The sequence below is a fragment of the Micromonospora sp. NPDC000121 genome, from assembly GCF_042899165.1.
Taxonomy (GTDB): domain Bacteria; phylum Actinomycetota; class Actinomycetes; order Mycobacteriales; family Micromonosporaceae; genus Micromonospora.
The window spans coordinates 69,250-93,346 of record NZ_JBIAZP010000013.1; the positions used below are offsets into that span (position 1 = coordinate 69,250).

A 24,097-nucleotide genomic window follows, 5' to 3' on the forward strand; every position below is an offset into this window, starting at 1 on the left:
GGCCGGGCCGGCTGGTCGCGCCGGGCAGGGCCGGCTGGTCGAGCCTGGTCGGGCCGGCTGGTCGCGCGTGGGTGGGCCAGTGCCGCGCCCGTGGGCGGGCCGGCTGCCCGTGCCTTGCCGGCTGCCCGTGCCTTGACCGGGCAGGTCAGGCGCGACCGTAGACCGGGATGCTCGCGCCGCTGGTGGGCGCCGACTCGTCGGAGGCGAGGAAGCGGACCACCGGCGCGATCTCGGCCGGCGTGACCCAGCGCGAGTGGTCGGCGGTGGGCTGGGCCGCGCGGTTCGCCGGGGTGTCGATGACGCTCGGCAACACCGTGTTGCAGCGCACCCCGGCCGCCCGGTACTCCACGGCCACCGCGTTCGCGAAGGCGAGCACCGCCGCCTTGGCGGTCACGTAGCCGGCGGCGCCGGGGAAGGGGGCGACAGCCGCACGGGAGGACACGCAGACCACCGCGCCGCCGCCGGCCGCGACCAGGCGCGGCAGCGCCGCCCGGGTCACCAGCCAGGTCGGTCGCAGGTTCACCGTCAGCATCCGGTCGAACTCCTCGACCGGGGTCTCGTGCACCAGCCCGCCCCCGGCGTACCCCCCGACGAGGTTGACCACCGCCCGCAGCGGCGCCGCGGGGTCGTCGGCGGCCGCCGCGACCGCCCGCTCCGCGCCGACCGGGTCGGTGAGGTCCGCGACCAGCCGGACCGGTCCGCCCGCCGCCGGCTCCGTCGTCGGCGGCCGATCCCGCCCGGGTACGACCACCCGCCACCCCGCGTCCAGGAAGGCGGCGGTGACCGCCCCGCCCAGGCCGCCCGTTCCCCCGGTGACCAGCACACTGCGACCCGCCATGCACACACGTTAGTGCCGGCCCGGCCCCGGCGCCGCCCGGTGGTGGTCGTCCCGGAGGCGGGGGGCGGCCCGCCCGGGTCGTCGCCGGGGTGACGGGGCGTCGCGGAAGGCGGAAAAGGTGGCACGTTTTCCGAGCCGGTGGCCGACGGCGACCGTCCGGCAGGGGGCGGGCCGCCCTCCCGGGGGAGGCGGCGGCACCGGGGGAGTGGCACCCTGAGCAGAGCCGGCGGTTCCGGCGGGCGGTGTTTTCCCCAACACGTGGAGTCATGGTTGACGCTCACGCCTCATGAAAGTAAGTTTCATCCGTGGCGAAGAGTCCGAAGATTTCTGCGAGTCACGAGCCGGGTGGACTGATCGTCCACATCAGCGGCCTGCTCCCGTCGTTGTCGCCGGCCGAGCAGCGGGTCGCCCGGCTGGTCGTCGCCGACCCGGCCGACGCCGCGCGTCGGACCATCACCGACCTCGCCACCGCCGCCGAGACATCCGAGGCGACCGTCATCCGGTTCTGCCGGTCGGTCGGCATGGACGGCTATCCACAGCTGCGGATCCGGCTCGCCGCCGAGGCCGCCCGCCGGGTCGAGCCGCCGGACGCCCGGGTCGTCGGCGGCGACATCCCGCCCGGCGCCGACCTCGCCCAGATCATCGCCACCATCGCGTTCAACGACGCGCGCGCCGTCGAGGAGACGGCCGAGCAGCTCGACCCGGCGATCTGCGAGCAGGTCGTCGAGGCCATCGCCGGCGCGGGCCGGATCGACGTCTACGGCGCCGGCGCCAGCGGGTTCGTCGCCTCGGACTTCCAGCAGAAGCTGCACCGGATCGGCCGCACGGCCTTCTACTTCCCGGACGTGCACACCGCGCTGACGTCGGCCGCGCTGCTCAGCCGGGGCGACGTCGCGGTCGGCATCTCGCACACCGGCACCACCTCCGACGTCATCGAGGTGCTGGAGCAGGCCCGGGACCGGGGCGCCGCCACGGTGGCGCTGACCAACTTCCCCCGCTCGCCGATCACCGAGGTCGCCGACTTCGTCCTCACCACGGCGGCCCGCGAGACCACCTACCGGTCCGGCGCGATGGCGAGCCGGCTGGCCCAGCTCACCGTCGTCGACTGCCTCTTCGTCGGGGTGGCGGCGCGCAACCGGTCGCGGGCCCGCAAGGCCCTCGAGGCGACCGCCGAGGCGGTCCAGTCGCACCGCGTCGGCTCGGGACGGAGGCGGGCATGACGGCCGGCGCGGTGGAACCGCAGGACGTGACCTCCCCGGTGGCGGCCCGGCCGGTGATCCGGGTCGGCGCGCCGACGGAGCGGCGCAACCCGCACAGCGCGGACCTCGACCTGATGTCGACGCGGGACGTGCTCGCGGTGATCAACGAGGCGGACCGGCGGGTGCCCGGCGCGGTCGCGGACGTCCTGGACGAGATCGCCGCGACGGTGGACCTGGCGGTCGCCGCGCTGCGCGGCGGGCACCGGGTGCACTACTTCGGCGCCGGCACCTCCGGCCGGCTCGGCGTGATCGACGCCGCCGAGCTCGCCCCCACCTTCAACTCGCCCCGGCACTGGTTCTGCGCGCACATCGCGGGCGGGCCGGAGGCCATGTGGCGGGCGGTCGAGGACGCCGAAGACGACGACCGGGGCGGCGCCGCCGAGGCCGCCGACTGCGTACGCGCCGGCGACCTCGTGGTCGGGCTCGCCGCGAGCGGGCGTACGCCGTACGTCCTGGGGGCGCTCGCCGCGTCCCGGGCCAAGGGCGCCTCGACCGTGCTGCTCTGTGCCAACCCGGAGGCGGAGGCCGCCCGGTCGGTGGACGTCTTCATCGGGGTGGACACCGGACCCGAGGTCGTCACCGGGTCGACCCGGATGAAGGCGGGCACCGCGCAGAAGCTGGTGCTCAACACCTTCTCCACGGCCGTCATGGTGCGGCTCGGCCGGGTCTACTCGAACCTCATGATCGACATGGTGGCCACCAACGCGAAGCTCCGCGGCCGGATGATCTCGATCCTGATGGAGGCCACCGGCTGTTCCGAGGAGATCTGCCGGCGGGCGCTCGCCGAGGCCGACGGCGACATGAAGGCCGCGCTGGTCTCGCTCGTCTCCGGGGCCGAGGTGTCGGCCGCGCGGGCCGCCCTCGCCCGCTCCGCCGACCAGGTCCGGGGCGCCCTGGCCCTGCTGGCCTCCTGACCGGAGCGCCCGCCCCCGCCTCAAGCCCATTTCACGCCCGCATCCTGTCCCCGCGTCACCCCGCACCCGGCGCCCGGTCACCCCTGGCCCTCCCACGCCCGCATCCCGTCCCCGCGCCCCGGTCACCCCTGGCCTCACCCGGCCGCCCGTATCAGGCACCGTTGCCCGGGTCACCCCTCACCCTCGCCCGCCGTCACCCCACCCCGCCTCCCGTCGCCGAACGCGTCCGCGGCGACGCCTCGCCACCTCCCGCCGAAGCCGCGCCGCCGTCCGCCGTTCGCCCCTTCCTGCGAGCCGCGTCACGTGCCGGGCATAGATCGGGGGCGCGGATTGTTCATCGGGGGGTGGGGTATTACCACGGGCGTGGATGAACCGACCGGTCCGCGGGTGCGTATCTGGCAGTGACCAGGATCGCAGCGCCGCGGTGAGCCGGGTCGCTGTGCCACCGGGGCGGGCGGTGTTGCCATGGACCGGGGCAACGGCGACGCGTGGATCCGCCGACCCTGCGTGGTGCCCACCTGAGAGCCGCCACACGGGGTGCTGACAGCAAACGTGGATCGTGTTCTCAGCGGATTATCAGGCATTCGTGACACTTTCGACTCACGACATGGAATCCCCGACGCGTCTCATCTGTTGTGTAGGTGTCAGCACCGGTGGGCACAGCGGAAGTTACGGGGGAGGGCTGATGGACGTGGGGATGGCAAGGAACCGGGCAACCGGCGCGAGCGAGGGGACCGTGGGCAACGTGGACAAGAACATCGGCATGCGAACCGACGAGGTTGCCGAGGAGCGCGACCTGGTCGGCGTCTACCTTCACGAGATCTCCCGGACGCCACTGCTGGACGCCGCCAAGGAGGTCGATCTCTCCAAGGCCATCGAGGCCGGCCTCTACGCCGAGCACCTGCTCGGCGAGGACCGCGTCCCCGCCGGTGTCGACCGGGAAGACCTGGAGCGGCTGGTCGCCGAGGGTGAGCGGGCCAAGGACCTGTTCATCCGGGCCAACCTGCGGCTGGTCGTGTCGATCGCCCGCCGCTACGTCCGCTCGGGCATGCCCATGCTGGACCTGATCCAGGAGGGCAACACCGGCCTGGTGCGGGCGGTCGAGAAGTTCGACTACGAGCGCGGCTACAAGTTCTCCACCTACGCGACCTGGTGGATCCGCCAGGCCATCAGCCGGGCGATCGCCCAGCAGGAGCGTACGGTGCGCCTGCCGGTGCACCTGGTCGAGGACGTCAACCGGATGCGCAACGTGGCCCGGCAGCTCACCCGCGAGCTGGGCAGCGACCCGGAGCCGGAGCAGATCGCGGCGGCCCTCGGGGTCACCGTCGAGCGGGTCAACGAGCTGGTCCGCTGGTCGCAGGACACGGTGTCGCTGGACACCCCGGTCGGCGACGACGGCGACACCAACCTCGGCGACCTGGTGGCCGACAGCGACGCCCCGTCGCCGGAGGAGATCGTCCTCACCGGTCTGGAGCGGCAGCGGATCGAGGGCCTGCTCAACCACCTCGACGACCGGTCCGCCGGCATCATGCGGGCCCGCTACGGGCTGGAGGACGGCCGTGAGCACTCGCTCACCGAGGTGGCCTCGCGGTTCTCGCTCTCCCGGGAGCGGATCCGGCAGCTGGAGATCCAGGCGCTCGGACGGCTCCGCGAGCTGGCCCGCGCCGAGGGGCTGCAGGCAGCCTGAGCTGGTAGGAATGACGGCGAACGGCCGGCGTCCGATAGGGGGACGCCGGCCGTTCGCCGTTTCCGGGTGCGGTCAGCGGACCCGGCCGTAGCCCTGGATGGGCATCAGGTTCATGCCCCGCTTGAGCACGTTGCGCCCCGCGCTCGGCGCGTCGATCACCTGGCCGCCGCCCACGTAGAGGGCGACGTGCCCGAGCCCGCGGTAGAAGACCAGGTCACCGGGGCGTAGCTCGCCCTTGCCGATGTGGGCGACCGCGCCCCACTGCATCCGGGCGTTGTGCGGCAGCGACTTCCCGGCCGCCCGCCAGGCCGCCGAGGTCAGGCCCGAGCAGTCGTAGCCGTTCGGTCCGTCGGCGCCCCAGACGTACGGCTTGCCGAGCGCGCCGTAGGCGTACCGGACGGCGACGCCGGCCCGGCCGGAGACCGCGGGCGCGTCGTCCGCGCTGTCGGGGCGGGCGGCCGGCTTCTCGGTGGCCCGGCCGTACGCCTGGCGGCGCAGCTCGTAGAGCTTGGCCAGGTCGCGCTCGATCCGCTTCTTCGCGGCGGTCAGCTCGCGGGCCTGGGCGGCCTGCCGACCGAGCGTGACGTCCAGCCGGGTCTTCTCGGCGAGCAGGCGGCGCTGGTCGTTGGTGAAGGTCGCGATGGTCTCCTGCCGCTGCCGCGTGATCCGGTCGATCATGTGCAGCCGGTCCAGCAGGGTGTCGGAGCCGCCGGGACGCAGCAGCGCCTCGGCGGTGGACAGGTGGCTGCCGGTCTTGTACGCGGTCACCGCCAGCTCGCCGACGTCCGCCCGGCTCCGCTCGGCCTGCTGCTCCAGCGGCCCGATCCGGGCCTGCACCCGGGTCACGGCGGTCTGGTTCGCCTTCATCTCCTCCCGGAGCTTGTTGTACGCCTCGACGACGCGCTCCAGCTCGGTGGAGGACTTCTCGATCCGCCGGGTCAGCTCGGCGGGGGAGGGTTCCGCCCGGGCCGGCACCGCGGGCGCGACCAGCGTGGCCGTCACCGCGGCGACCACCAGGGCGCGCAGCGTGTTCCTCAGGGACGACAAGAGCGGAAGGCTCCTCTCCCAGCACGCCGTCGTGGGCTGCTGAGGCCCCCGGCGACACCGGGCCGGTGCAGTCCTGGTGGACGGCGGTCGACCGGCCGGCCCGGACAACGTAACCCGGGGCAGGAGTCGTCCGCAGTTGAAGCAGGGGCGAATGTTGGCAAAGTGGCGGGAAGTGCGGCCGGGGCGGAGGCCGTACGCGTCGGTGATCGGCGTGCGATCGCCGAGGGCGGCGCTGATTGTCGTCGATCTGGTGATACGCGGTTTTCGTCGTTCTGGGCGCATGCCGGCGGAGCCTGGGGGGCTATGACCGACAAGACGGACATGGATGCCGCTACCCGGCGGCTTCGTCGCCGTCCGCCCGCCCGTGGTGGCCGGAAGCGCCGTACCGGCTGGCACGTGCGCCACACAATGAACCGCGGAGCCGGGAATCCCGTTGACCGGCATTGATGCGATTCGTCGACGGGAGCCGACCCCGGCACGCAGCCGCGGGAGGTAGCGCAGTGAACCCTCAAGGCGCCACGACACGACAGACGCGGTCAGCGGGGGCGACCGCCGGCAGGAACACGTTGCTCTACGCCCGACCGGGGATCATCGTGACGGTCGACCGGTTCACCGTCGGCCGCAACAGTTGGCGGGTGACGGAACTGACCCACCTGGAGACCACCCGAGGGCCGCACGACCGCGTCGCCGTCCGCGCCGTGGTGGTCACCGGCGCGATGCTCGGCGGCGTCGGGCTCCTGCTCGGCTTCACCGGCGGGCTGCAACGGCTCACCGCCGGGGCGTACCTCATCCTGGGCGCCGTCTTCCTGCTGCCGGTGCTGGTCGCGGTGGTGGGGGACCGGTGGCGGCCGCCGGCGTACGAGCTGTGGGGCCGGCGGCGCGGCGAGCAGGTGCTGCTGTTCAGCAGCGACAACGAGCGGCAGTTCGGCCAGGTCACCCGGGCCCTGCGCCGGGCCCGGGAGATGAACCGGTACGGCGGCTGGGAGGAACCGCTCGCCTCCGTGGACCCGTGGCGGCCCCGGCGGTAGGCGGGCTCAGCCGGCCACCGGCTCCGGCGTGCGCCCGGTCCGCTCGGCGGTCACCCAGTTGCTGACCCGGCGCTCGGCGTAGAAGGAGACGAACGGCACCGTGCCGGCCAGCATGACCAGGACCATCCGCTTCAGCGGCCAGCCGGCCCGGCGGGACAGGTCGAACGCGGCGACCAGGTAGAGCATGTAGAGGAAGCCGTGCGCCTGGCCCACGGTCTCCACCATGATCGGGTTGTCGAAGCCGTACTTCATCGGCATGCCGATCACGACCAGCAGGATCAGCGCCACGCCGACGATCCAGGCGATCACGCGGTACCGGGTCAGGGCTGCGCCCACCTTCGTCCGTCCTTCCGCGCCCGGCCTCAGCCGGGGTAGTCACCGGGCTTGGCGCCCGGGTTGTCGTTCAACCATTTCAGGTAGTGGTTGTAGGCGGTGAGGTCCGCGTCCTCGCCGCCGGCGGTCGCCGCGGGCACGCGGGTGACCCGCACGGGCCGGCGTACGACCGGACGCGCCGGGGCGTCGGCCGGCCGCGCCCCGTCGGCGGCCGGCGGCTCGACGGCCCTGGCCTGCGGGCCGCGCAGCGTGTGTCGGACCTCACGCCACCAGACGAACACCACGAAGCCGGCGAAGATCGGCCACTCGACCGCGTAGCCCCAGCTGATCGCGTTGCCGGCGGCGGCCCGGCTGACCTGCCACCAGCCCAGCCCCAGGAACCCGACGACCAGCACGACCATGGCCACGTGGCGTGCGATCCACGCCGGGGTCCAGAGCCGCTTCATGGCATCGAGAGTACCGGGGTGGCCCGGGCTCTCCGACGCGGTGTCGTAGTGCGGCGGATGGTTTGGTGCCACCCGGTGTGGGCATCCGTTTAGACGCCAGCCCAAAACGACCAGGGGGGCGATGATGACCGGATCGATACGGCAGGACGAGTTCGGGAGCCCGGAGCAGCGGATGCCCGAGTGGGACGGCGACCACGTCCACGACATGGCCTCCGGCGAGGCGGACGTCGACGGCGAGTTGCTCGGCGTCGACCCGGCCGAACTGGGAGACGAGGACCTGATCCGCGAGATGCACAGCCTGCACCGCACCCGGCTGGACACCTTGCGGCACGCGGCCGACTCCGCGCTCGCCAACCACCTGCGGCGCACGGCCGAACTGGAGACCGAGTACCTCGCCCGGCACCCCGGGCGGGAGGTGGACCCCAGCCGCCTGCGGGAAGCGTGATGGCGCACGCCGAGCGCGGGATGTCCGCGCCCCCGGAGGTGGTTTTCAACACCGCTACCGACCCCGACCGGGCGTCGGCCTGGCTGCCCGAGCCGCTGCGCGGCGACGGCAGCCCGGCGGAGGAGGTCAGCGCGGAGGAGCTGCGGGCCCGGTGGAGCGCCGCCGGGGACTGGTGCGCCGAGATCCGGGTGGACCCGGCCCTGGCGGGCGGCGCCCGGACGCGGCTCGACCTGACCGGCGGGCCGGACGCCGACCGGCTGGCCGAGGAGGCGCTGGACAGCCTCGCCCGCGAGGTGGCCGACAACCTGCAGGCCGGCTGAGCCTGAGGAAAAGAGGGAGACCGGGTGACCGACGTGAGGGAGAAGGTGGCGCGGTTACGCCGGGCGTACGCGCCGCATGAGTACCGGCCGCTCGGCGGCTACCTGGCGGCGATGGGCACCTACGCCGCGGTGACCGGGGCGTTCGCCGGGCTGGTGAGGGTGACCGGCCGGCACGTGCCGGAGCGTCCCGCCACGGCCGACGTGGTGCTGCTCGGCATCGCGACGCACAAGCTCAGCCGGCTGCTGGCCAAGGACGCGGTCACCAGCCCGCTGCGGGCGCCGTTCACCCGCTACGACCGGCCCAGCGGCAGCGGCGAGGTGATGGAGCAGGTCCGTGACCAGGGCAGCAGCGCCCGGCACGCCATCGGCGAGCTGCTGAGCTGCCCGTTCTGTCTCGCCGTCTGGGTCGCCACCGGGTTCACCGGCGGGCTGGTGCTCTCGCCCCGGCTGACCCGGCTGGTCGCGACCGCGCTGACCGCCGTGGCCGCCTCGGACTTCCTCCAGATGGCGTACGCGATGGCGCAGCGGGCCGCCGAGGGCCCCGGCGGGCACGACGACTGAACGCGCGCAGACACGGAACGTGCGCCCGAAGGGGGCCGGCGGTGTGCCGGCCCCCTTCGCGATGTCCTGCCCGCATCCGGTCGGGTCGGATCGTGCCCCGGTCAGGTCGGGGTCGTGCCGTGGTCCTCGCCGGCCCAGCCGCGGGACGCCTCCGGCTCCCGCTCGTCCTCGTCCGCGCCGGTGATGACCTCCCGGTCCACGGCGGTCTTGTCGTGTTCGTTGGCGAAGTCGGGTTCCGGCAGGGTGTCCGTGCCCTCGGCGGGTTGACCGAGCGCCGGCAGCTTCTCGTGCTGCTTCTCGTGGTGGGACATCTCGCTCTCCTCACTCCTCGTCGGCCGCCCGTGCCCGGAGGCTGCCGGCCCGCCGGTGACGCCACGAGCCGGCCGTACGGGGTTGCCGGGGGCCGTCAGGTGACCGATCCGCCGAGCAGGTCGGCCGCCTCGTCGACCGCGTACTCGCCCTCGGGCAGCGCGGCGATCCGGGTGAGGAGCTGTGCGGGAAGCTCCGCGGAGACGGCGCGGCGGTAGATGTCCGCCTGGCTGATCCGTTCCTGGCCGCGGTAGAGGTCGTCGAGCAGGTCGTCGAGGCGCCGGATGTCCGGCTCCTCCGTCGTCTCGGTCGCCGGCGCTTCGGTCACGGGTGCGTCGTCGGTCACGTCGGGTCAGCTACCCGCGACCGAATCGGTCAAACGTCACCCTGCCCGGCCGGCCCCGGCGCGCCGGACCTGCCGGACACCCTGTCGGCAGCCCGGCCCCGGTGAGCGCCTCGGTCCGGTCGCGCCGCAGCCCCGTGGCGACCCGCCGGTTCAACCTTCCGGCACTGGACACCGGCGTGTGACGGCCGTCATGGCCAAGGCCGGAACACCGGGAGGGGATCGCCGGTTGGGTGAGGTGTCGGTGTGTCCAGTGTCCCCGGGCCTCACCCATATTGCCCTCGCGGAATTCCGTCCGGCTGGAGCCGCGTCGCGCCACTCGCCGAGAGGCGACCTGCACACCGACACCAGCGCCGCCCCCGAGCCCACAAGGCCCGGGGGCGGCGCTGTCTCTCCACCCCACCCAACTTCTGTCGATCAAGAGGTTTGCGGCCTCTTCGATCTCCGTTCCGGACGCAAACCTCTTGATCGACGCGACAGGGGTGGGGCTGGGGTGGGTCAGGCGGGGGTGGGGGCGGGGGTGCGGCGGCGGGTGCGGACGGCGGCGGCCAGGTGGGTGAGGACCTCCTCCGTGGTCTCCCAGCCGATGCACGCGTCGGTGACCGACTGGCCGTAGGTCAGCTCGCGGGTCGGGTCGAGGTCCTGGCGGCCGGGGAGCAGGAAGCTCTCCAGCATGATCCCGACGATGCCGCGCTGCCCGGCGCCGAGCTGGGCGGCCACGTCGGCCGCCACCCGGGGCTGGTTGCGGTGGTCCTTGCCGCTGTTGGCGTGGCTCGCGTCGACGACCAGGCGCTCGGGCAGCCCGGCCGCCCGCAGCAGCTCCAGCGCCCCGGCGACCGACTCCGCGTCGTAGTTGGGCCGACCACCCCCGCCGCGCAGCACGAGGTGCCCGTCGGCGTTGCCCCGGGTGTGCAGGATCGCCGGGGTGCCCGAGACGTCGATGCCGGGGAAGACGTGCGGCACGCCGGCGGCGCGGATCGCGTCCACGGCCGTGCCGATGCTGCCGTCCGGGCGGTTCTTCATGCCGATCGGCATCGACAGGCCGGAGGCGAGCTGCCGGTGCACCTGGCTCTCCACCGTCCGTGCGCCGATCGCGCCCCACGCCACCGTGTCCGCGATGTACTGCGGGGTGATCGGGTCGAGGAACTCGCAGCCCACCGGCAGGCCGAGGCGCAGCACGTCGAGCAGGAGCGCCCGGGCCGTACGCAGGCCGGTGTTGACGTCACCGGAGCCGTCCAGCCCCGGGTCGTTGATCAGGCCCTTCCAGCCCACCGTGGAGCGCGGCTTCTCGAAGTAGACCCGCATCACCACCAGCAGGTCGTCGGCGACCCGATCGGCGGCGGCGCGTAGCCGGTGGGCGTATTCGATCGCGGCGGCCGGGTCGTGCACCGAGCACGGGCCGACCACCACCAGCAGGCGGTCGTCGGCGCGGTCCAGCACCCGACCGACGGCGCGTCGGCCGGCCAGCACGGCCGAGGCGAGCGTGTCGTCCAGGGGCAGCTCGTGGTGCAGCAGGGCCGGGGTGGTCAGCGGCACGACACGGTCGATCCGCTGATCGCTGACCCGATCGGTCTCCGGGGTCGTCACGGTGGGCATCCTTCCGCCGACCGTGCCCCGGGGCCGGTGCCCGGGTACGAGCCGGCTGCTCGTACGCAAAAGGGCAGGAACGAAAGCTCCTGCCCGGCCGGCTCGATGGCGGTGACGTCAGATCATGGTGAAGTCACCGGCGTGCGAGCCGGCTGCCTAAACCATCGATACGAACGCGTCACGCCGTCCAGCGTACCCGATGGTCCGGGAAGGTCCACCCGGTCGTCGGGAAACCCTCGCCGCACGTTTACCTCCATCGATGCGACCGGCGGTAGCTCCATCGACACCGGGCCGGCGTTCTCGCCGGACGGCACCCGCCTCTACTTCTCGTCGCAGCGCGGCACCTCCGGCTCCTCCTCCGGCGGCATCACCTACGAGGTGCGCGGCCCGTTCCGCTTCTGAAGGGCGGCCGGTTTCCGTTCCCGCGCGGCCCGCCCGCCGCCGCGCGACGGCCGCGCCCGCCCGGTGGTGACCCCGCGACGGGGGGAGGTCACCGCCGGGCGGCGCGCCGGGTGGGCGTGCCCGTCCACCCGGCGGGGTATGTGGGCGGGATGAGTCACGAGCAGAGCGACCAGGAACGGGTCGAGTCCCGCGCGCACCTGCTGCCCGAGGAAACGGCCGTCGGCAGCGAGGACCCGCAGGCGCAGGCCGAGGTCATCATCGAGGAGTCGGACATCCGGGAGGAGGACCGCAACGCCGCGCCGGACACCGTGCTGGAGCGGCGCACCTCCGATCAGACGGTGACCCCCGTCGAGCCCCCCGACTGAGGCACGGCGCCGCGCCGCCCGCTGCGAGGCCGGGTAGGTGTGCTCCCGGAGCCAGGCGACGGGGCCCGCCGCCCGCAGCCCCGGCGGCAGGTTGCCGACCGGGTCGAAGGCCAGCGCGGCGTCCTCCCGGGCGCCGAGCTGCTCGCCGAGGGCGACCTGCCCGAACGGCCGCCACGGCCCGACCGCGGACGCGACCGCCAGCACCAGGCGCGGCGCGTCCGCCCGGGCCGCGGCGGCCACCTCGGCCAGGCTGCGGCCCAGGTCGGGCGACTCCGGGTCGGCCAGCGCGGCCAGGAGAAGCCGCCGCCGGCCCGTCCGGAACGACACGACCGTGCTGTACGTCCCGGCGAAGCGCCGCCGCGGCAGCGGCAGGTGCCGCAGCACCGGCGCGGCCCCGCTGGAGCTGACCAGCAGGTCGAACGGCCGCCCCGGCGTACCCCAGACGGTCACCTCGCCGGCGAAGCAGCGGCCTGCCGGGTGCAGCAGGCGGCCCCGGCGGAGCCGGGTCAGGGCGGCGGTCGCGTGGTCGACCGCGACGGCGGCCCGGTCGGTCACGGAGGCGACAGCCGGCATCCTCCCCTGGTACCCGGCCGCCGGTGGTCGATACCCCGCCCCCCCGAGCGGCGGTCCCCTTCCGGCCCGCCCGATCGGATAGCGTCGTGCCATGCCCGACAGCGGTTACCCCTGGCCCATCGAGACGACCCGACTGGACAACGGCCTGCGCGTGGTGGTGAGCGAGGACCGCACCGCGCCCGCCGTCGCCGTGAACCTCTGGTACGACGTCGGTTCCCGCCACGAGCCCACGGGGCAGACGGGCTTCGCCCACCTCTTCGAGCACTTGATGTTCGAAGGCTCGGTCAACGTGGCGAAGACCGAGCACATGAGGCTGGTGCAGGGCTCGGGCGGCTCCCTCAACGCCACCACCAACCCGGACCGCACCAACTACTTCGAGACGGTCCCGGCCGAGCACCTCGAACTGGCGCTCTGGCTGGAGGCGGACCGGATGGGCGGCCTGGTCCCGGCGCTGACCCAGGAGACGCTGGACAACCAGCGTGACGTGGTGAAGAACGAGCGGCGCCAGCGCTACGAGAACGTGCCGTACGGCGACGCCTGGCTGCGGCTGCTGCCGCTGCTCTACCCGCCCGGGCACCCGTACCACCACGCCACGATCGGGTCGATGGCCGACCTGAACGCCGCCGACCTGGCCACCTTCCAGGCGTTCCACCGCACGTACTACGCGCCCAACAACGCCGTGCTGACCGTGGTGGGCGACGCCCCGGCCGCCGAGGTCTTCGCGCTGGCCGACAAGTACTTCGGCGCGATCCCGCCCCGCGAGGACATCCCGTCCGCGCCCGACGGCCGGACGGTCCCGGCCACCGGGCGGCCCGCCGTGGAGACGGTCACCGGGGACGTCCCGGCGCCGCGCGTCTACATCGCGCACCGCACCCACCCCTTCGGCAGCACCGGCTACGACGTGGTGACCGTGCTCGCCACGGTGTTGGGCAGCGGCCGGGGCAGCCGCCTCTACCAGCGCCTCGCCGACGGGGAGCGGATCGCCCAGCCGGACCTCGTCGGGGCGTACGGCGTGGACCTCGCGCACGCCCCCGCGCCGATGATCGCCACCGCCACGGCCCGCCCGGGGGTGAGCGGCGAGCGGCTGGCCGCCGGGCTGGCCGAGGTCGTCGACGAGCTGGCCACCGTGCCGGTCACCGCCAGCGAGCTGGACCGGGCCAAGTCCCTGCTCACCACCATGTGGTGGCGGCAGATGTCCACGGTGGAGGGCCGGGCGGACACGCTCGGGCGCTACGCCACCCAGTTCGGCGACCCGGCGAAGGCCGCCGAGCGGCTGCCGGCCTGGCTCGCGGTGACCGCCGAGCAGATCGCCGAGGCCGCCGCCGAGGTGCTCGCCGCCGCCGACCGGGTGACCCTGACCTACCTGCCCGAGGAGAAGCCCTGATGACGCTGATCACCGACCGTCCCGGGCCGGGCGTCGCCCGCCCCTACCGGTTCCCGCAGGTGGTCCGCCGCACGGTGGCCGGCGGCCAGGTCGTCGCCGCGCACCTGCCCGGGCAGAACCTGGCCGTGGCGCTGCTGCTGCTCGACGCGGGCGCCGGGCGCGAGCCGACCGGCAAGGAGGGGCTCGGCGGGGTGCTCGCCAAGGCCCTGGAGGAGGGGACCGCGCAGCGCGACGCGACCGCGTACGCCCTGGCGATCGAGGCGCTCGGCACCGAGCTGGTGACCGGGCTGGACTGGGACTCCTTCCAGGTCAGCGTGCAGGTGCCGGTGGGGCGGCTGAGCGCCGCCGTGGAGCTGCTCGCCGAGGCGGTCCGCACCCCGAAGCTGGACCCGGACGACGTCCGGCGCGTCCGCGACGACGAGGCGACCGCGCTGCGGATGGACTGGGCCAACCCCGGCCCCCGCGCCGACGCGGCGCTGCGCGCCGACCTGTTCGGCGTCCAGAACCGCTGGGGCCGCCCCATGTACGGCGACCCCGACTCGGTCGCCGGGCTGGACGTGGAGGACGTCACCGTCTTCCACTCCGAGTGGTTCATCCGCCCCGGCACCCTGGTCGTCGCCGGCGACCTGGACCGGCTCGACCTGGATGCCCTGGGCGCGGCGGCGTTCGCCGGCACGGCCGGCGGTCCGGTCGACCGGGGCGGCCCGATCGAGGTGGCGACCCGCCCCGCCCGGCGGATCATCCTGGTGGACCGCCCCGGCTCGGTGCAGTCCACGCTGCGGCTGGGCCACCCGTCGCCGCACCGCGCCCACCCCGACCACGTGCCGATGGCCCTCGCCGGCACGGTGCTCGGCGGGGCGTTCACCTCCCGGCTCAACCACCTGATCCGCGAGGTGCGCGGCTACACGTACGGCATCCGGGGCGACTTCGCCTCGTCCCGCCGGTTCGGCCGGTTCGCGGTCAGCTCCGGGGTGCAGACGGCCGTCACCGCGCCGGCGCTGGTCGAGGCGGTCGGCGAGATCACCCGTACGCAGGAGACCGGGGTGACCGAGGAGGAGCTGGTGGTGGCGCGCTTCTGGCGGGCCGGTCAGCTCTCGGTCGAGCTGCAGAGCCCCCGGGCCATCGCCTCCGCGCTGACCACCCTGGTCGTGCACGACCTGCCGGACGATTACCACGCCCGGCTGCGGGAGTCGCTGCTTGCCGCCGACGTGGCGCAGGTCTCCGCGGCGGCCGCCGCCCACCTGCGCCCGGAGGCGCTCACCCTGGTGGTGGAGGGCGACGCCGCGGTGATCCGCGACGAGCTGGTGGCCACCGGCCTGGGCGAGGTCGTCGACGCCGCCCCCTGACCGCCGCCCCGCCCGCCCCGGCGGTGACCTGGAATGTGATGTCGGTCGCGGTCGGGGCGGGGCGGGTGCTCCGGCACGGGCGGACCGGCCCGCGGCAATGCTCCGGCGGGGCGTGGCCGGGACCCCGGATCTTCTCGCCGCGAGCGCGATCGGGCGGTGACGTTCCGGGCGGGGTGGCCGCCCCGGCGCGCCTCGGCGGCCGCCCGGCCCGGCGTGACGTCCGCCCGCGCGGTGGGAAAGCGTTCCCGGCTCCGGGCCCGGGCTGGGTAGCCTCGCGGGCATGAGGATCGGCATTGTGGGGGCCACCGGCCAGGTCGGTGGCGTGATGCGGCAGGTGCTGGCGGAGCGGGAGTTCCCGGCGGAGCAGGTGCGGTTGTTCGCCTCGGCGCGGTCGGCCGGGCGCACCCTGCCCTTCCGGGGCGGCGAGGTGACGGTGGAGGACGCCGCCACCGCCGACTACTCCGGGCTCGACATCGTGCTCTTCTCGGCCGGCAAGGGCACCGCCAAGGAGCTGGCGCCCCGGGTCGCCGCGGCCGGCGCCGTCGTCATCGACAACTCCTCGGCGTTCCGGATGGACCCGGAGGTGCCGCTGGTCGTCGCCGAGGTCAACCCGCACGCCGCCGCCGTACGCCCCAAGGGGATCATCGCCAACCCCAACTGCACCACGATGGCCGCGATGCCGGTGCTGCGCCCGCTGCACGCCGAGGCGGAGCTGGTCGGCCTGGTCGTCTCGACCTACCAGGCGGTCTCCGGCGCCGGCCTCGCCGGCGTGGCCGAGCTGGACGAGCAGGTCCGCAAGGTCGCCGAACACGCCACCGGGCTCGCCTTCGACGGCGCGGCGGTCGAGTTCCCCGCCCCCCGATCGTTCTCGCGGCCGATCGCGTTCAACGTGCTCCCGCTCGCCGGCTCGATCGTCGACGACGGCTCCTTCGAGACCGACGAGGAGCAGAAGCTGCGCAACGAGAGCCGCAAGATCCTCGAGATTCCGGGGCTGAAGGTCTCCGGCACCTGCGTCCGGGTGCCCGTCTTCACCGGCCACTCGCTCCAGATCAACGCCCGGTTCGCCCGCCCGATCACCCCGCAGCGGGCCCGCGAGCTGCTCGACGGCGCGCCCGGCGTGGCGCTGAGCGACGTGCCGACCCCGCTTGAGGCGGCCGGCCAGGACCCGACCTACGTCGGCCGGATCCGCGCCGACGAGACCGTCGAGCACGGCCTCGCCCTGTTCTGCTCCAACGACAACCTGCGCAAGGGCGCCGCGCTCAACGCGGTGCAGATCGCCGAGCTGGTCGCCGCCGAGAGCCGCTGACCGACGCGCGTACGACGGGCCCCCGCCGATTTTCGGCAGGGGCCCGTCGTGTTGGAGCGCGTCGACCCGGCGCCCTGGCCGGGTCGGCCCCGGGCGGGCGGGCCTCCGGTCGGGCCGCTGGCCGACAGCCGGGCGGGCGCCACCGTGACGCCCGGCCAGGCCCGGCCGCCCGCAGCGTTACCCCGCTCGGCCGGCGGGTAGACGGCCCGTGCCGACACCGAGAGGGGAGCACCATGACAACGGTCGGAGAGTTCATGACGACCCGGTTGGTGACGATGGACGGCAACGACACGCTGACCGCCGCGGCGCAGGAGATGCGCGACAGCGCCATCGGCGACGTGGTGGTGACCGATGGTGACGACGTCGTCGGCATCGTGACGGACCGGGACATCACGGTCCGGGGTGTGGCGGAGAACATGGACCCGAACACGACCCCGCTCAACCGGATCACCAGCAAGGACGTGATCACGGTGAGCCAGTACGACGACGCGGTGGCCGCCGCCGATTTGATGCGGACCTACGCCGTGCGCCGGTTGCCGGTCATCGACAACGGGCGGCTGGTCGGCCTGGTCTCGATGGGTGACCTCGCCGTGGAGCGGGAACCGCAGTCGGTGCTCGCCGACATCAGCGCCGACGAACCGAACAACTGACTGTCCGCCGCGGCGCGCCGGCTCCCGTCCCGGGAGCTGGCGTCGCGTTCCGCGCGCGCCGTCGGGCGCGTCCGCAACCGGGTGCACCGTCGGGCGCGTCCGACCGGGGTCCGCCGTCGCGCGCGTCCGTACCGGGTGCGCCCAGGGCGCGTCCGCGCCGCGGCGCCGCCCGCCGGTCCTGACAGGGCCGGTTCGGCGGCCCCGGCTCGTGCCGGCCCGCCCCGGCGGTCAGGCGCCCTCGACCGTGACCCGGATGTCGGTGGCGCCACGCGCGGCGGCGACTGTCGCGGCCTCGGCGTCGACCTCCCGGCGCGCCCGGGCCGACAGCGCGCCCCACGGCGTGACGGTCACCTCCAGCACGCCCCGGCCGGCCTGCTTCGCGCGCCAGGTGCCGGCCACGTCGCCGTCCACGAGCAGCGCCCCGGGGTTGCCGATGATCCGCCAGAGCTGCGACTGGCGGGCCTTGTCGGGCACCAGCACGGGCCGGTCGCGGGCTTGGAGGAACGGGTCGCCGGGCGGCAGCAACCGGACGCCCGGCAGGGGCCGTGCGCCGCGCAGCGCGTCGAGCTGCTCCGGCGGCAGCCAGGCCCGCCGGCCGTCAACCCGCACCTCGGCGAGGCCCTCCGGCCACACGGGGCGCAGCGCGGTGGCGCTGGTGCCGAGGAAGCCCGCGATGTCGGCCGGCGTCGCCGGCCCGAGCAGCCGCAGGCAGGTGAGCACCAGGGAGGTGGTGCCCGCCGCCCGCCCGGGAGGCCCGGGCCAGCCCGGCAGCGGCGCGAGCGTGGTCGCCCGCCCCGACACCTCCAGGCGTACGCCTCCGGCGAGGCCGGCCTGCTGGAAGAGCGACCCGGAGACGTGCCGGGCGTCGCACGGGCCGCAGTCGAACGTCAGCTCGGCCGGCACCCGGTCGCTGACCGCGCGGCTCGCCTCGCCGCGGGCCGTCGGCGCCGTCACGACCTCGGCGAACGCGCGCGCCGCGGCCTCGAACGCGGCCAGCCCCAGCTTGGCGCCGTCGCGGATCTGGCCCGCGATCCGGCGGGCGGCGTCGGCGTCGCTCAGCGGCCACATCGCGGCGGCGAGCGCCGGCAGCCCGGCGCGGCGGTGCAGGTGCGGCGCGCCCCGCATCGACCAGACCAGCTCCAGCCGGTCGTCGTCGACATCGGTCACGCCACGGGCCGCGAGCGCCAGCCGGGCGGAGCCGTGCGGCGTGTCCTGCACGCCCAGCTCCGTCACGGCCAGGTCGGCCGGCCGCCGCGTCGGGCGGTGCAACTCCTGCGCCGCCGCCCGGTAGGCGAGGACCCGCTCCCGACCGACCTCCGGACCGCTGCCTCCCATGCCGACCTCCGCTCCCGACTCACCCTGACGGGAGGCTACTGCGCGGGTACGACCCCGCCGGTCGACCCGCCTCACCCGATCCGGGCGAGGTTGATCCGGCACGGGACGGGGACCCCGTTCGGGACATGACCGACGGGGAGGAGAGGACCCGATGGTGGACGCGACGACGAGGTTCTTCGAGGACCTCGACCGGCGGGAGTACGAGCCCCTGCTGGAGAAGTCCTCCGGGACCCTGCGCCTGGACCTGCACGAGGGGGCGCAGACGACGCACTGGCTGCTGCGGATGGACCGGGGCCGGGTCCAGGTGAGCCAGGAGGACCAGGACGCTGACACGGTGGTCGGCACCACGCCCGCGCTCTTCGAGGACCTCGCCACCGGGCGGGAGGACGGGATAGCGGCGCTGCTGCGGGGGGACCTGACGGTGTCGGGGCAACTCCGGCTGCTGGTGCAGTTGGAGCGGCTCTTCCCCGGCCACCCGGACGCCCGCGGCCCCCGCCGCCGCTTCCAGGGTCAGCGTGGGGAGGTGCGGTGATGACGCAGACCAACACGATCCGGATCCTGGACGGCAGCACCTTCGTCGTGTCGGAGGACACCGGGGACATCGAGGCCACGCCGAGTGAGCCGACCGGCTTCTTCTCCCTGGACACCCGGTTCCTGTCCAAATGGGTGCTGACGGTGAACGGGGAGCGGCTCACGCCGCTGTCGTACGACGACCTCCAGTACTACGAGGCGCGGTTCTTCCTGGTGCCGGGGATGGCGACGCACTACATCGACGCCAAGCTGTCGATCATCCGGGAGCGGTCGGTGGGGGGCAGCTTCCAGGAACAGCTCACCATCCTCAACCACGACGAGAAGCCGGTCGACCTGGAGATCAGGATGGAAGCGGCGTCCGACTTCGCCGACCTGTTCCAGGTCAAGGACGAGATCCTCAACAAGAAGGGCGAGATCTACACGGAGGTCGAGACCGACCGGCTGCGCCTGGGCTACCGGCGGGGCAACTTCAAGCGGGAGACGACCATCTCCTCGTCCCCGCCGGCCCGGTACGACCGTAACGGCTTCGCCTACACGATCCACCTCGAACCCAACCAGAGTTGGGAAGCCCAGATCGAGGTCGACACCTTCGCCGGCGCTCCCGGCGGCCGGGACCTGCGGATGGGGCTGGGGGCGCACGGCGCCGAGCGGCTCGCCCTCCAGCACGACCTGGAGGAGTGGATCGCCAAGGCGCCCAAGGTGAACAGCCAGCACGACCGGGTCGCCGCGACCTACCGGCGCAGCCTGATCGACCTGGCCGCGCTGCGCTTCTCGCCGCTCTCCCTCGGCGGGGCGTCACTGCCGGCCGCCGGCCTGCCCTGGTTCATGACGATGTTCGGCCGGGACAGCATTCTCACCTGCCTCCAGGCGCTGCCGTTCACGCCGGAGCTGTCGAAGACCACGCTGCGGATCCTGGCCCGCCTGCAGGGCACCCGGTTCGACGACTTCCGGGACGAGGACCCGGGCCGGATCCTGCACGAGATGCGGTACGGCGAGACCGCCGCCTTCGAGGAGCAGCCGCACTCGCCCTACTACGGGTCGGTGGACGCGACCCCGCTGTTCCTGGTGCTGCTCGACGAGTACGAGAAGTGGACCGGCGACGTCGAACTGGTCATGGAGCTGGAGCGGGAGTGCCGCGCCGCGCTGAAGTGGATCGACGACTACGCGGACCTGGTCGGCACCGGCTACATCTGGTACGAGCGGCGCAACACCGACACCGGCCTGGAGAACCAGTGCTGGAAGGACTCCTGGGACTCCATCTCCTACCGGGACGGCACGCTGCCGCCGTTTCCCCGGGCCACCTGCGAGGTGCAGGGGTACGCGTACGACGGGAAGCTGCGGGCCGCCCGGCTGGCCCGGGAGTTCTGGGGTGACCCGGAGTTCGCCGACCGGCTGGAGCAGGAGGCGGCGGCGCTGAAGGAGCGGTTCAACCGGGACTTCTGGGTGGAGGACGGCGAATACTACGCGCTGGCGCTCGACCCGGACGGCCGCCAGTGCGACGTGCTGAGCTCGAACATCGGCCACCTGCTGTGGAGCGGGATCGTCGACCACGACCGGGCCGAGAAGATCGCCCACCATCTGGTCGGGCCCCGGCTCTTCAGCGGCTGGGGGGTGCGGACGCTGGCCGAGGGGGAGGTCCGCTACAACCCGGTCGGCTACCACAACGGCACGATCTGGCCGTTCGACAACTCGTTCATCGCCTGGGGCCTGCGCCGGTACGACTTCGCCGAGGAGGCGGCGGTCATCGCCAGCGGCATCCTCGACGCGAGTACCTACTTCCAGGGCCGGTTGCCGGAGGCGTTCGGCGGCTATCCCCGCGAGTTGACCAAGTTCCCGGTCGAGTACCCGACGGCGTGCAGCCCGCAGGCATGGTCGACCGGCACGCCGCTGCTGCTGCTGCGGACGATGCTCGGCCTGGAGCCGCACGAGGGGCACCTCGCGGTGGACCCCCGGCTGCCGATCGGGATGGGGCGCATCGAGGTGTTGGACATCCCGGGCCGGTGGGGCCGGGTGGACGCGTTCGCCCGGGGCCGCCTCGACGTGCACCGGCTGACCGAGTGACGACGGGTCCCGCCGGGCCGCCCGCCCGCCGGGGCCCACCCCCGCCGACCGGCCGCACCGCGGCCGGTCGGCGGGCTGGCGTGCGGCTCAGGTCGGCAGGGTAAGTTCGCGCACATGCCGGAACTCGTGTACCCGCCCGTGATCGCCGCCGCCAAGACGCTGTTCCGGGTCCTGGACCTGAAGATCACCGTCGAGGGCGCCCACCACGTCCCGCGTACCGGCGGGGCGGTCATGGCCAGCAACCACGTCAGCTACCTGGACTTCATCTTCTGCGGGCTGGGGGCGAACCCGTCGCGGCGGCTGGTGCGGTTCATGGCCAAGAAGTCGGTGTTCACGCACAAGGTGTCCGGCCCGCTGATGCGCGGCATGCGGCACATCCCGGTGGACCGGCGGGCGGGCGCGGGGTCGTACGCGACGGCGGTCAGCGCGCTCAGGCGCGGCGAGGTGGTCGGCGTCTTCCCCGAGGCGACGATCAGCCGATCGTTCACGGTCAAGGACCTCAAGAGCGGCACCACCCGGATGGCGGTCGAGGCCGGCGTGCCGGTGCTGCCGGTGGCGCTCTGGGGCACCCAGCGGCTCTGGACCAAGGGCCGGCCGCGCACCCTGACCCGCCGGCACACCCCGATCACGATCCTGGTGGGTGAGCCGATGGATCCGGCCGCCTACCCGGACGGCAACGCGATGACCGTCGACCTGAAGACGCGGCTGAGCGCGCTGGTCGACCGGGCCCAGCGGGAGTACCCGGACCAGCCCGCCGGCCCCGACGACACCTGGTGGCTCCCGGCGCACCTGGGGGGCACCGCCCCCACCCCCGAGGAGGCCGCCGCCCTCGACGCCCCCCACCGCCGCACCCCCAAACCCTGACCGGCCCCCGCACCCCCGGGCCGCATCCCGCGCTCCTGCACGTCATGCCCCCACATGCCGGGCGAAGGCGCGAACCGCAGACCGAAAGTGCACGATCGCGGGGGCGCGGCGTCACGGTGGAGGCGACCCTCCGTACCGTCGCCTCACCGCCGCCCGGATGCGGCGCCCCCAGCCGCAGGGTGGCGGTGGCGCCCGGCGCGTGCCGGGCCACGTTGGACAGCGCGGCGTAGGCGCTCTCGGCGAGCGCCTCGGCGACCGGCGCCGGCACCGGCACCGGGGCCAGCTCGGCGGTCACCGGCAGCTCGGGCAGCCGCGCCCGCACCGCCCGTAGGCGCTCGTCCAGCGGCGCCGGCCCGTCGGCGGGCGCTGACCGCGCGTCGGACAGCGCGGTGAGGGTACGCAGGTCGGCGGCGCACCGCCCGCGCAGCGCGGCGGACGGGCCGGCGACCGCGCCCAGCCCGACCATGGTCAGCGTGGCCAGCACCGTGTCGTGCAGGTCCCGGTTCTGCCGCCGCTCCGCCTCCCGGGCGGTCCGGGCGACCAGCGCCTCCCGGGTGAGCCGCTGGTGGGCGACGAAGGCGGCATCCGCCCGGCCGATCCGCCGCCGCATGATCGCGGTCATCAGCGCCGCGCAGGCGGTCTGCACCAGCAGCGTGCCCGCGTGCGCGGTGGCCTCGTCGGGCTGGCCGGCGATGTGCGCGCCGGCCGCGTAGGCGGCGGTCACCAGCAGCCCCGCCGGCACCGACCAGCGCGCCGGGGCGGTGGCCTGCGCGTTGATCACCGTGGTGCTGGCCAGCACCGCGATCCAGCTTCCCTCGCCGGGGAGCACCTCGGGCGCCACCAGCACCGGGATCGCGAGGCACGCGGCGGTGGTCGCCGCCACGTCGCCGGCCACCAGCGGGCCGCCGATGCCGTGCCGCAGCGCCCGGTACGCGTACCACACCGACCAGGCCGTCAGCGCCGCGACGGCCGGCACCAGCAGCGCCGGCTCGACGGGCGGGGTACGCACCGACAGGGCCACCACCGCCCCGACCAGGCCGCACGTCAGGCGCAGCAGCGCCGGCAGCCGGGTGAAGATGAGGGCGAACGCGCCGCCGGCCGGGTTGTCCAGCGTGGTCGGCGACGTGCTCGGAAGGGCAACGGCCGGCATCGGGAAGAGGCGTCCTCTTGCGACAACGACCCGATCCGGGTCCGCGCGGCGGAGATCGACGCCGGAGAATAACACGAGGACGTCCCGAGATCACCCTCGGTGTGCGTCGTGTCGCCGGTCCGTCAGGCGCTCCTCCCCGCCTGGCTGCCGCCGCCTGTCACCCCGCCCCGGGCCGGGTCGGTCCGTGCCGAGCCGCGCCGCCGCCAACAGGTGCACGCTGGCGCCGATGACCTCCGGGTCGCGCTCGTAGAGCGTCGCGCAGTGCAGCACCTCCGCGAACAGCGGCCCGTCGCTCTCCGGCCCGCCCGTCACGCTCAGCAGCGGCCACAGCGGACCCTGTACGCCGTACAGGTCGGGCCGGGGGAGTCCGGCCGCCTCGAACTCGTCGAGCACCTCGCCGGTCCGGTGGAAGTAGGCGGTGGTGAAGCCGCTTCCCACGTCGTTGACGCCGGTGGCGTACGCGCGCAGGAGGGCGGGACGCGTCCGGTCGTCCACCCGCCCCTGACGGGTGAGGTCCATCAGCGGGGCGTGCCGGCTGATCGTCGCCGTGACCACCAGGCCGCCGGGCCGGGTCAGCCGGGCCGCCTCGCGCAGCGCCGCGACCCGGTCGGCGCGTTCGGTCAGGTGGTAGAGCGGCCCGAGCAGCAGAGTCGCGTCGGCGCAGGCGTCGGCGAGCGGCAGCCGCCGCGCGTCGCCGACGGTGGCGCTCACCGCCGGATGCGCGCGGCGGGCCGCCACCGCGTGCGCGGGAACCAGGTCCACCAGGTGCACCCGGTGGCCGGCCGCGGCGAGCCACCCCGCGTACGCTCCGGGACCGCCGCCGACGTCCAGCACCGTCGCCGGCGCCGTCGGCAGCAGCCGGGTCAGCACCTGACGGGTACGCAGCCTCTCCAGCCGCCCGAGCGGGGTGCGCTCCAGCCGGTCCGCCTCCACGAAGACGTCGGTGTAGTAGCGCACGATGTCCGGCTCCGCCGGTCGGGTCCCCGTCATCCGTCGATGTTGGCCACGGGCCG

At 74.4% G+C, this 24,097-nt stretch carries 24 protein-coding genes and 1 pseudogene; 14 read left to right on the forward strand and 11 right to left on the reverse strand.

The window, feature by feature from the left end:
* Positions 1-145: 145 nt before the first annotated feature.
* Entirely contained in the window at positions 146-838 is a 693-nt protein-coding gene (locus ACFY23_RS28270; RefSeq protein ID WP_350678272.1) for an SDR family oxidoreductase, read from the reverse strand.
* A 305-nt stretch (positions 839-1,143) separates the two neighbouring features.
* Here ACFY23_RS28270 and ACFY23_RS28275 point away from each other — a divergent pair, with 305 nt between their 5' ends.
* The 3 genes from ACFY23_RS28275 to ACFY23_RS28285 all read left to right on the forward strand — a co-directional run bounded on the left by ACFY23_RS28275 (position 1,144) and on the right by ACFY23_RS28285 (position 4,698).
* Positions 1,144-2,058, forward strand: coding sequence for a MurR/RpiR family transcriptional regulator (locus ACFY23_RS28275; RefSeq protein ID WP_350678274.1), 915 nt, complete (start codon positions 1,144-1,146; stop codon positions 2,056-2,058).
* A complete protein-coding gene (gene murQ / locus ACFY23_RS28280) occupies positions 2,055-3,011 on the forward strand; it encodes an N-acetylmuramic acid 6-phosphate etherase (RefSeq protein ID WP_350678276.1) in 957 nt (318 codons plus the stop codon). The genes ACFY23_RS28275 and murQ overlap by 4 nt, the downstream gene beginning before the upstream one ends.
* Before the next feature lie 697 nt (positions 3,012-3,708).
* Positions 3,709-4,698, forward strand: a complete 990-nt coding sequence (locus ACFY23_RS28285; protein WP_176737563.1) for an RNA polymerase sigma factor RpoD/SigA — start codon at positions 3,709-3,711, stop codon at positions 4,696-4,698.
* Between the two features lie 72 nt (positions 4,699-4,770).
* On the opposite strand, the gene ACFY23_RS28290 is transcribed toward ACFY23_RS28285, so the two are convergent.
* Complete coding sequence (locus ACFY23_RS28290) at positions 4,771-5,745, reverse strand: NlpC/P60 family protein (protein ID WP_350678278.1); 975 nt, start codon at positions 5,743-5,745, stop codon at positions 4,771-4,773.
* A gap of 593 nt (positions 5,746-6,338) precedes the next feature.
* On the opposite strand from ACFY23_RS28290, the gene ACFY23_RS28295 reads away from it, so the two are divergent.
* Complete coding sequence (locus ACFY23_RS28295) at positions 6,339-6,773, forward strand: DUF6232 family protein (RefSeq protein WP_350678279.1); 435 nt, start codon at positions 6,339-6,341, stop codon at positions 6,771-6,773.
* 6 nt (positions 6,774-6,779) lie between these two features.
* Here ACFY23_RS28295 and ACFY23_RS28300 read toward each other — a convergent pair whose 3' ends face one another.
* Positions 6,780-7,109: a DUF3817 domain-containing protein gene (locus tag ACFY23_RS28300; protein ID WP_350678281.1), complete on the reverse strand. Its 330-nt coding sequence runs from the start codon at positions 7,107-7,109 to the stop codon at positions 6,780-6,782.
* A gap of 26 nt (positions 7,110-7,135) precedes the next feature.
* The gene (locus tag ACFY23_RS28305) at positions 7,136-7,552 is read right to left on the reverse strand and encodes a hypothetical protein (protein ID WP_350678282.1); all 417 of its coding nucleotides are present in this window, start codon (positions 7,550-7,552) and stop codon (positions 7,136-7,138) included.
* 121 nt (positions 7,553-7,673) lie between these two features.
* Between ACFY23_RS28305 and ACFY23_RS28310 the strand changes: the two genes are divergently transcribed.
* From ACFY23_RS28310 to ACFY23_RS28320, 3 genes are read left to right on the forward strand one after another with little or no spacing between them, the layout of a single operon-like run.
* Positions 7,674-7,997: a DUF6158 family protein gene (locus tag ACFY23_RS28310; RefSeq protein WP_350678283.1), complete on the forward strand. Its 324-nt coding sequence runs from the start codon at positions 7,674-7,676 to the stop codon at positions 7,995-7,997.
* Entirely contained in the window at positions 7,997-8,317 is a 321-nt protein-coding gene (locus ACFY23_RS28315) for a hypothetical protein (RefSeq protein ID WP_350678286.1), read from the forward strand. The genes ACFY23_RS28310 and ACFY23_RS28315 overlap by 1 nt, the downstream gene beginning before the upstream one ends.
* A gap of 24 nt (positions 8,318-8,341) precedes the next feature.
* On the forward strand, positions 8,342-8,878 hold the full coding sequence (locus ACFY23_RS28320; protein WP_350678289.1) for a DUF1360 domain-containing protein: 537 nt from the start codon (positions 8,342-8,344) through the stop codon (positions 8,876-8,878).
* A 101-nt stretch (positions 8,879-8,979) separates the two neighbouring features.
* Here ACFY23_RS28320 and ACFY23_RS28325 read toward each other — a convergent pair whose 3' ends face one another.
* From ACFY23_RS28325 to ACFY23_RS28340, 4 genes are all read right to left on the reverse strand, one after another.
* Positions 8,980-9,189, reverse strand: a complete 210-nt coding sequence (locus ACFY23_RS28325) for a hypothetical protein (RefSeq protein WP_350678291.1) — start codon at positions 9,187-9,189, stop codon at positions 8,980-8,982.
* A 95-nt stretch (positions 9,190-9,284) separates the two neighbouring features.
* Positions 9,285-9,533: a hypothetical protein gene (locus ACFY23_RS28330; protein WP_350678293.1), complete on the reverse strand. Its 249-nt coding sequence runs from the start codon at positions 9,531-9,533 to the stop codon at positions 9,285-9,287.
* A 495-nt stretch (positions 9,534-10,028) separates the two neighbouring features.
* Positions 10,029-11,126 (reverse strand): 3-deoxy-7-phosphoheptulonate synthase, encoded by a 1,098-nt coding sequence (locus tag ACFY23_RS28335; RefSeq protein WP_350678295.1) that lies wholly within the window; start codon positions 11,124-11,126, stop codon positions 10,029-10,031.
* Between the two features lie 362 nt (positions 11,127-11,488).
* Positions 11,489-12,457: a hypothetical protein gene (locus ACFY23_RS28340; RefSeq protein ID WP_350819609.1), complete on the reverse strand. Its 969-nt coding sequence runs from the start codon at positions 12,455-12,457 to the stop codon at positions 11,489-11,491.
* A gap of 91 nt (positions 12,458-12,548) precedes the next feature.
* On the opposite strand from ACFY23_RS28340, the gene ACFY23_RS28345 reads away from it, so the two are divergent.
* From ACFY23_RS28345 to ACFY23_RS28360, 4 genes are all read left to right on the forward strand, one after another.
* Positions 12,549-13,841, forward strand: coding sequence for a pitrilysin family protein (locus ACFY23_RS28345; protein WP_350686860.1), 1,293 nt, complete (start codon positions 12,549-12,551; stop codon positions 13,839-13,841).
* Positions 13,841-15,187 (forward strand): insulinase family protein, encoded by a 1,347-nt coding sequence (locus ACFY23_RS28350; RefSeq protein ID WP_350686858.1) that lies wholly within the window; start codon positions 13,841-13,843, stop codon positions 15,185-15,187. The genes ACFY23_RS28345 and ACFY23_RS28350 overlap by 1 nt, the downstream gene beginning before the upstream one ends.
* Before the next feature lie 280 nt (positions 15,188-15,467).
* Positions 15,468-16,493, forward strand: coding sequence for an aspartate-semialdehyde dehydrogenase (locus ACFY23_RS28355; RefSeq protein WP_350686856.1), 1,026 nt, complete (start codon positions 15,468-15,470; stop codon positions 16,491-16,493).
* Positions 16,494-16,726: 233 nt separating this feature from the next.
* Positions 16,727-17,143, forward strand: a complete 417-nt coding sequence (locus ACFY23_RS28360) for a CBS domain-containing protein (RefSeq protein WP_350686854.1) — start codon at positions 16,727-16,729, stop codon at positions 17,141-17,143.
* A gap of 228 nt (positions 17,144-17,371) precedes the next feature.
* On the opposite strand, the gene ACFY23_RS28365 is transcribed toward ACFY23_RS28360, so the two are convergent.
* Positions 17,372-18,478 (reverse strand): DNA glycosylase AlkZ-like family protein, encoded by a 1,107-nt coding sequence (locus ACFY23_RS28365; protein ID WP_350819611.1) that lies wholly within the window; start codon positions 18,476-18,478, stop codon positions 17,372-17,374.
* 151 nt (positions 18,479-18,629) lie between these two features.
* Here ACFY23_RS28365 and ACFY23_RS28370 point away from each other — a divergent pair, with 151 nt between their 5' ends.
* From ACFY23_RS28370 to ACFY23_RS28380, 3 genes are all read left to right on the forward strand, one after another.
* Positions 18,630-19,010 carry an SCP2 sterol-binding domain-containing protein gene (locus ACFY23_RS28370; RefSeq protein WP_350687383.1) on the forward strand — a complete coding sequence of 127 codons (381 nt, stop codon included), beginning with the start codon at positions 18,630-18,632 and terminating at the stop codon, positions 19,008-19,010.
* Positions 19,010-21,070 (forward strand): glycogen debranching N-terminal domain-containing protein, encoded by a 2,061-nt coding sequence (locus tag ACFY23_RS28375; RefSeq protein WP_350687381.1) that lies wholly within the window; start codon positions 19,010-19,012, stop codon positions 21,068-21,070. Before ACFY23_RS28370 ends, ACFY23_RS28375 begins: the two co-directional genes overlap by 1 nt.
* Positions 21,071-21,184: 114 nt before the next feature.
* Positions 21,185-21,934: a lysophospholipid acyltransferase family protein gene (locus tag ACFY23_RS28380; RefSeq protein WP_350686488.1), complete on the forward strand. Its 750-nt coding sequence runs from the start codon at positions 21,185-21,187 to the stop codon at positions 21,932-21,934.
* A gap of 169 nt (positions 21,935-22,103) precedes the next feature.
* Here ACFY23_RS28380 and ACFY23_RS28385 read toward each other — a convergent pair.
* Positions 22,104-23,084: pseudogene (locus tag ACFY23_RS28385) on the reverse strand (ATP-binding protein); the annotation flags it as partial.
* A 90-nt stretch (positions 23,085-23,174) separates the two neighbouring features.
* Complete coding sequence (locus ACFY23_RS28390) at positions 23,175-24,074, reverse strand: class I SAM-dependent methyltransferase (protein WP_350686489.1); 900 nt, start codon at positions 24,072-24,074, stop codon at positions 23,175-23,177.
* Between the last annotated feature and the right edge of the window lie 23 nt (positions 24,075-24,097).

Excerpts from the sequence above, each read along its gene's own strand:
- ACFY23_RS28270 (WP_350678272.1), bottom strand. The coding sequence starts at position 838 with ATGGCGGGTCGCAGTGTGCTGGTCACCGGGGGAACGGGCGGCCTGGGC.
- murQ (WP_350678276.1), top strand. The coding sequence starts at position 2,055 with ATGACGGCCGGCGCGGTGGAACCGCAGGACGTGACCTCCCCGGTGGCG.
- ACFY23_RS28285 (WP_176737563.1), top strand. The coding sequence starts at position 3,709 with ATGGCAAGGAACCGGGCAACCGGCGCGAGCGAGGGGACCGTGGGCAAC.
- ACFY23_RS28305 (WP_350678282.1), bottom strand. The coding sequence starts at position 7,552 with ATGAAGCGGCTCTGGACCCCGGCGTGGATCGCACGCCACGTGGCCATG.
- ACFY23_RS28310 (WP_350678283.1), top strand. The coding sequence starts at position 7,674 with ATGATGACCGGATCGATACGGCAGGACGAGTTCGGGAGCCCGGAGCAG.
- ACFY23_RS28315 (WP_350678286.1), top strand. The coding sequence starts at position 7,997 with ATGGCGCACGCCGAGCGCGGGATGTCCGCGCCCCCGGAGGTGGTTTTC.
- ACFY23_RS28325 (WP_350678291.1), bottom strand. The coding sequence starts at position 9,189 with ATGTCCCACCACGAGAAGCAGCACGAGAAGCTGCCGGCGCTCGGTCAA.
- ACFY23_RS28335 (WP_350678295.1), bottom strand. The coding sequence starts at position 11,126 with ATGCCCACCGTGACGACCCCGGAGACCGATCGGGTCAGCGATCAGCGG.
- ACFY23_RS28340 (WP_350819609.1), bottom strand. The coding sequence starts at position 12,457 with ATGCCGGCTGTCGCCTCCGTGACCGACCGGGCCGCCGTCGCGGTCGAC.
- ACFY23_RS28345 (WP_350686860.1), top strand. The coding sequence starts at position 12,549 with ATGCCCGACAGCGGTTACCCCTGGCCCATCGAGACGACCCGACTGGAC.
- ACFY23_RS28350 (WP_350686858.1), top strand. The coding sequence starts at position 13,841 with ATGACGCTGATCACCGACCGTCCCGGGCCGGGCGTCGCCCGCCCCTAC.
- ACFY23_RS28355 (WP_350686856.1), top strand. The coding sequence starts at position 15,468 with ATGAGGATCGGCATTGTGGGGGCCACCGGCCAGGTCGGTGGCGTGATG.
- ACFY23_RS28360 (WP_350686854.1), top strand. The coding sequence starts at position 16,727 with ATGACAACGGTCGGAGAGTTCATGACGACCCGGTTGGTGACGATGGAC.
- ACFY23_RS28365 (WP_350819611.1), bottom strand. The coding sequence starts at position 18,478 with ATGGGAGGCAGCGGTCCGGAGGTCGGTCGGGAGCGGGTCCTCGCCTAC.
- ACFY23_RS28370 (WP_350687383.1), top strand. The coding sequence starts at position 18,630 with ATGGTGGACGCGACGACGAGGTTCTTCGAGGACCTCGACCGGCGGGAG.
- ACFY23_RS28375 (WP_350687381.1), top strand. The coding sequence starts at position 19,010 with ATGACGCAGACCAACACGATCCGGATCCTGGACGGCAGCACCTTCGTC.
- ACFY23_RS28380 (WP_350686488.1), top strand. The coding sequence starts at position 21,185 with ATGCCGGAACTCGTGTACCCGCCCGTGATCGCCGCCGCCAAGACGCTG.
- ACFY23_RS28390 (WP_350686489.1), bottom strand. The coding sequence starts at position 24,074 with ATGACGGGGACCCGACCGGCGGAGCCGGACATCGTGCGCTACTACACC.